Below are 6,052 nucleotides of genomic sequence, written 5' to 3' on the forward strand. Positions count from 1 at the left end.
GCTCGAACACAGGAACTGCGAGGTAGGAGGAGCATGCGATGACGTAACCCCATCAACAGGTTCCAGCCGAGGTCTGCGAGAGGATGAGACGAGATGGAGGTTCGGTCTTCCCGGCGCATGCGAACACTGGTGACCCAAATGGCCCAATCGAGGCCTGTCCGCTAATGAGAACGCACGCGCGCTGATATCCATGATGGCCCGGAGAAAATGCTCCAATCAAAGGCCGGATACATTGATGCAAGACCACTCACCACCTGATCGACGAACCTCTTGCTACGCACGGCCGGACCATACATTTGGGTCATTTTCCGACTTGGGCGCGCGCGGTTACGAGGTCCGCTTTACCTCCGGTTGAGCCGGCACTCAATAAACGGATATCGTCAGGCCGCTTCGGCAAGTCCGAAAAGTGCCAAGGTCGGAAGTCAATCGGCGTGTGTATTCAAGCCCGGCATGTCACTTCCTAGCACTTGGCTTGGTCCTCCCAGTCCTCCCACTCCACATCATTGATTTCCAGATAACTGGAAACGGCTGCGCCAATGGTTGGGAAAAAATATTGCTCGCCAAGCTGCGAGAACAGTCCGAATCTCTTCAGCTTGTCCTTTACTGGATCTTTCAGTTCGGCAAAGCACAACTCGATACCCTGCGCGTGCAACGCCTCGTCCAATTCGGCGACTGTATCGCCGGCGGAGACGTCCACGCTGGTGACAGGTTCCGCCGCAACGACCAGCCAGCGTACGGACGTCGGCGATTTCGCCACGGCGTCCAGTACGCGCTCCTTGAAGAACTCCGCGTTGGCGAAGAACAGAGGCGCATCCCACCGAAACAGGACCAGCCCGGGGATCTGGCGCGCATCCGGGTATCTTGTGATGTCGTGATAACCCTTGACGCCATGGGCGCGACCCAACACGGCGGAGTGTGGGCGCCAACCGTCCCATAAGAACTCGGCGATGGCGATTGCGATTGCCAGGCCAATTCCTGGAATCACTCCGAGCACCGCCACGCCGACGAAGCAGACCATCGATAGCCAAAACTCCCACTGCTGAATCCGATAGATTCGTTTGAGGTCGGTGACCTCAAACAAGCTGATCGCAGCGGCGATGACGACGGCCGCCAATGCCGCGGTGGGCAAATGCTGAAGGAGGTTTGGCGCCACCAGCAGAAGGATGGCGATGGCAAGCGCGCCTACTACGCTGGTAAGCTGGGTGCGGGCGCCGGCGGCTTCGGCAACTGGAGTCCGCGAAGAGCTGCTGCTGATCGGGAAACCTTGAAAAAGGCCGGTTGCCAGATTGGCGGCGCCAAGCCCGACCATCTCCTGGTTGGGATCGACATGAGTGCCCAACCGTGCGGAATAGGAACGCGAAAGTACGCTGGTGTCCGCAAACGAAACCAGGGCGATGGCGCACCCGCCGACCAGTACCGGGACGATATCGCCGTAGTTGATCCAGGGGATTGCGAACCCCGGCAATCCCTCTGGAAGGGGACCAATGACCGCCACGCCGTAGCGGGTGCCGAGATCAAGCGCGCCGACGACGGCGGTCGCCGCAACTACCGCGATCAGAATGCCCGGCAGCCGCTTGCTGTCCTTGAGCAGCAGGATGACGACCAGCGTGCCGAGCCCAAGCCCGAATGCGACCCAGTTTGTCTTTCCTTCAAGCATTGCATCGGCGATCGCCCATAGGTCCCGCAAAGGTCCTTCGCTTCTGACTGAGAAACCGAAGAACTTTGGCAGTTGGCTGATCAAAACGGTCAACGCAATTCCGTTCATATAGCCATAGCGTATCGGCTTGGAGAGCAACTCGGTGACAAAACCCAGGCGCGCGATGCCGGCTAGAATGCATACCGTCCCTGAAACGATCGCCATCATGGCAGCGAGCGTTGCGGCGCGAAGAGGATCGCTACCAGACAGCGGAACGACAGTGCCGAGGATGACAGCTGCCAGCGCAGAGTCGGGTCCCAGCACGAGGATGCGGCTGGGGCCGAACAACGCGTAGACCAACAGGGGTACGATCGTTGCGTACAGACCGTAGATACCAGGCAAGCCCGATGCTACCGCGTAGGCAATTCCAACCGGGACCAGCATCGTCGCAAGGACGAGTCCAGCGAAGATATCGTGCGGAAGCCACGCCGTCTCATATCGATGGAGGGTTTCGATTCCGGGCAGCCAGTGGATCCAACGCCTCATTGGCGACCACTCCCAGATCCGGTCGGACTCGCTCGCCACGCGTCATGCGTTGGCTGCGTTGTCCCGCTTAGAACTAAGTCAGGCTGTTCCGTCCTCGGCAAGCGGAGGAATGTCACATCTCCGCTCATTCGCGTCAATTTTGGCATGTCCGCGGCATGTCCGGTTAGGGTCAAAATGCGAAGAACTCAACCTGAGCAAATTTGGTCTGCCATGCCTCGGTGAGCGGACCTCGGTGAGGTGCGCCGCCACTTCGGTGATGGGCCAACAGGCGACATGCAGTGTATTACTCTATGAACAGCAGCCCCCGCTTCTTGTCGCCGTCGAACGTATTTACAGCGTCGAACAACCGCTTCCGCTCGACCAGCCATGGCTGGAAGTTGAAATTGACATCGAGCACGAAAACGAGGTCCTCGGCTTCGAAGTAGCCCCCAATTGGGGAGTGATGTCCGCTACCAGCACCAAAAATTTGAGCGCGATCGAAATTCACGATGTAGCGTCGACCCGGATCGTTGGTGCGACGGAGATGCTCCAGAAACTGATTCTCGCTGAGATCGCGTAAGACCGTGACTTTCCGGCTCGTGTTGGTCTGGGCGACTTTGGCCAGCTCGTCGAGCGTGAGACCCATGATGCATACGCCTGTCCAGCAGCTCCATGTACCGGCCAGCACCTTGCCCTCCGTCCTTGCCGCCTCGCCGAGCGACCGGTAGGCATTCGCAACAGCTGCAGGTCCGCAGCGAGAGCCATTTGACTGCCAGTCAACGTGTCTTTGGAATGTGGCTGCCACGGGCAGGTGCCACGCACGCTCCATAAGCTCCGGTGTACGTGTTACCGATGACGCTATGGCGTCTGCTGGCACGTGCGATTGACCGACCACCAGGGCGCCGGCACAAACCAGACCCACGGCGATAACCATGCTGCTGATACTGACGTAGCGCCATCGCTTCATGGCTCAGAACCTTAGCGGCAATGACGACATTGGCCGGCAAGATTATGCTAACTGGCGGGAGATATCGTGTGAGCGCCCCATGGTGGGCAACGGCTGCTCTCGATGGCGGCAGTCAGCCTGTCCCGCTGACGGCCAATAAGCGAGGCGAGAAAGAAGCGGCCGGAGATGAAGAGCTTCGCTGGCACGTAGTGGGACCCTGATGGAATTGGAAATCAGGACTTGTCGTGCGCGTACTTCTCCAAAAGCAGCCGATTATATTCATCTCTCACGGCTCTTCGCGAAATATGCCTTTTTCGGTCTTTGGCAATCTTCAGAAGATCAGGATCTGTCGGTGCCCGTGATTTCCGCCTAAATCTCGCAAAGAGTGGGGTACCAGGCGCCGACGTCCTTCCAAACAGCCGGTCAAACCATCCCATTGTGTCCTCCCGGACAGACCGCGATTGCAACATTATCACCGTGAATTTCGAGGTCAAAGGGACAGTACTACTGCATCTTTTTGAAAAGCTTGCCATCACACGGCCCGCGCGATGCAGTTCGAATGTCGGTAAGGGGCCACAAACGGAGTTTTCGGTGACCTTGTACCGGTTGGCCATATCGGCCAGCACGGGTATAATTTTCTCGTTCCTTTTCTTTCGGGCGTTTTCACCCTGGGCATTTTAGGAAGTTGTCATGGCGCCGCGCGAACATTGGCAGATGGATGCCAGCGCCCCTGAGCTCTATGAGCGCTATCTCGTCCCCGCCATCACGTCGATTTGGGCCAAGGATCTGCTCGACCGTACCAGACCGACAAAGGGGGAAAGCGTACTCGATGTCGCCTGCGGAACCGGGGTCGTGGCGCGGCTGTTGGATGAACGAGGGCACGTCGGGAGGTTGGTTGGCATAGACCTCAACACGGCGATGTTGACTGTGGCTCGGACGAAATCGACCAAGGTCGAGTGGATCGAAGGGAGTGCGCTGAACTTGCCATTCGAGGCGCATAGTTTCGATGTCGCGCTCTGCCAACTCGGACTGCAATTTTTCCCTGATCGACCGCTGGCTCTCAAAGAGATGGCCCGGGTTCTCAAGCCACGAGGTCGCGTCGGGATCAGCGTCTACAGCGCCATCGAGCAAACGCCAGCCGCGCACGCTTTCGTGCAGGCGCTCGACAGTTTTCTCGGAGCCCAGTCCTCACGGACGAAACGCTCCGAGCATCTTTCCTGCGCTGCCGAAGAGCTCGGCAACTGGGTGCGGCAGGCTGGTTTTGAGGACGTCAATGTTGCGACCGTATCCAAGCAAATTAGCTTTCCCTCAGCGCTGGATTACGTCCGCTTCCAACTCACGGCGACCCCGATGGCTGCGCTTTTGAAGGGCGAGGATGGTCCCGGGCGTGAACGCAAGATGGCCGCCATCGCCGACGACGCAGCGGCTCGCCTCGATCCCGCTATGCTGGCGAACGGCGGACTGACATTCCCGCAACAATCTTTCGTGGTGACGGCTTCGCTCCACTGAGTCGGCTGTGGGTCATTCGCGACGTTTGGAGCCGACGCTGATGACATCCACTCTATCCTAACTGGCAGACGTTTTCAGGATTGATCGGCGACTCTCAAAGATGCCAGGAGTGGCCGTCGCCCGCAGTCAGCTCGTGACGTTTTATCGCGCCCCTGCTCAAGCTGTCTTGCAGTAGGCTGACCCACCTTGGTGCTCTGAAGACGAGAGCCGGGAGGAGCCCATGGACGTCACGGCCTGGCTGTGTGGTCTGGGGCTGGGACAGTACGCACAGGCGTTCCGCGAGAACGACGTCGATGCCGACGTGCTCGCCGACCTAACGGCCGACGACCTGATTGGGCTCGGTGTCACCTCGATCGGTCATCGGCGCAAGCTGCTCGCGGCGATCGCCGCCCTGCGGGTCGCCTCAATTTCGGTGGCCGCCCCTGCTATGGCCGCACCCGCCGCCGGCTCCGCCAGCGTCTCACTTGCAGCCGAGGCTGAGCGCCGCCAACTCACCGTGATGTTCGTCGATCTGGTCGACTCGACCGCGCTCGCGGCGCGGCTCGATCCGGAGGAAATGGCCGAAGTGCTGCGGACCTATCAGAGTGCAGTGGCGGGCGCGATCGCGCGGTTCGAAGGGCATGTGGCGAAGTACATGGGAGATGGTGTGCTGGCCTATTTCGGCTACCCGCGCGCCCATGAGGATGAGGCCGAACGCGCGGTGCGGGCCGGCCTCGCGGCGGTCGCGGCGGTGCACGGCCTGGGATCGGCGCCTGGCGAGACGCTGGCGGCGCGCGTCGGCATCGCGACCGGGTCGGTGGTTGTCGGCGAGTTGATCGGCGAAGGCGCGGCGCGCGAGGAGACGGTGGTCGGCGATACCCCGAACCTCGCGGCGCGGCTGCAAGCCCTCGCCGAGCCGGGCTCGGTGATGATCTCCGCCCGCACCCGCGAGCTCATTGGTGGACTGTTCGAACTCGCCGAGCTCGGCCTGCAGATTTTGAAGGGGTTTCCCGTTCCGGTGCGGGCGTGGCGCGTGGTCGGAGAAGGCGCCGCCGAGAGCCGGTTCGAGGCACTGCACGGAGCAGGTCTGACGCCGCTGGTCGGTCGCGAGCATGAGATTGGCCTGCTGCTCGAGCAGTGGGAGCGCGCCAAGGAGGGGGAGGGCCAGGTGGTGCTGCTGTCGGGCGAGCCTGGCATCGGCAAGTCGCGCCTCCTGCGCGCGCTGCGCGGGCGACTTGAAGATGAGGCGCATACGGCCCTGAGCCACTACTGCTCACCGCACCATCAGACCAGCCCGCTGCATCCGGTGATCGGGCTGTTGGAGCGGGCGGCAGGATTTGCCGCGGATGACCCCGCCGCAACGCGGCTCGACAAGCTCGAGGCGCTGCTTGCGCTCTCGAGCAATGATGTCAGCGTGGTGGCCCCGCTGCTCGCAGCATTGCTGTCGCTCGAGACCG

The 6,052-nt window shown here is 60.8% G+C and carries 4 protein-coding genes; 2 read left to right on the forward strand and 2 right to left on the reverse strand.

Annotated features, from left to right (window positions below):
• Positions 1–460: 460 nt before the first annotated feature.
• Positions 461–2,182 (reverse strand): SulP family inorganic anion transporter, encoded by a 1,722-nt coding sequence (locus E4K65_RS46045; protein ID WP_135179683.1) that lies wholly within the window; start codon positions 2,180–2,182, stop codon positions 461–463.
• 283 nt (positions 2,183–2,465) lie between these two features.
• Complete coding sequence (locus tag E4K65_RS46050; protein WP_135179684.1) at positions 2,466–3,128, reverse strand: phytochelatin synthase family protein; 663 nt, start codon at positions 3,126–3,128, stop codon at positions 2,466–2,468.
• A gap of 669 nt (positions 3,129–3,797) precedes the next feature.
• Here E4K65_RS46050 and E4K65_RS46055 point away from each other — a divergent pair.
• Both E4K65_RS46055 and E4K65_RS46060 read left to right on the forward strand, forming a co-directional pair.
• A complete protein-coding gene (locus E4K65_RS46055) occupies positions 3,798–4,616 on the forward strand; it encodes a class I SAM-dependent methyltransferase (RefSeq protein WP_135179685.1) in 819 nt (272 codons plus the stop codon).
• A 220-nt stretch (positions 4,617–4,836) separates the two neighbouring features.
• The coding region (locus E4K65_RS46060; protein ID WP_167771698.1) for an adenylate/guanylate cyclase domain-containing protein at positions 4,837–6,052 on the forward strand (1,216 nt) is incomplete at its 3' end.

Source organism: Bradyrhizobium niftali (assembly GCF_004571025.1).
GTDB lineage: Bacteria > Pseudomonadota > Alphaproteobacteria > Rhizobiales > Xanthobacteraceae > Bradyrhizobium > Bradyrhizobium niftali.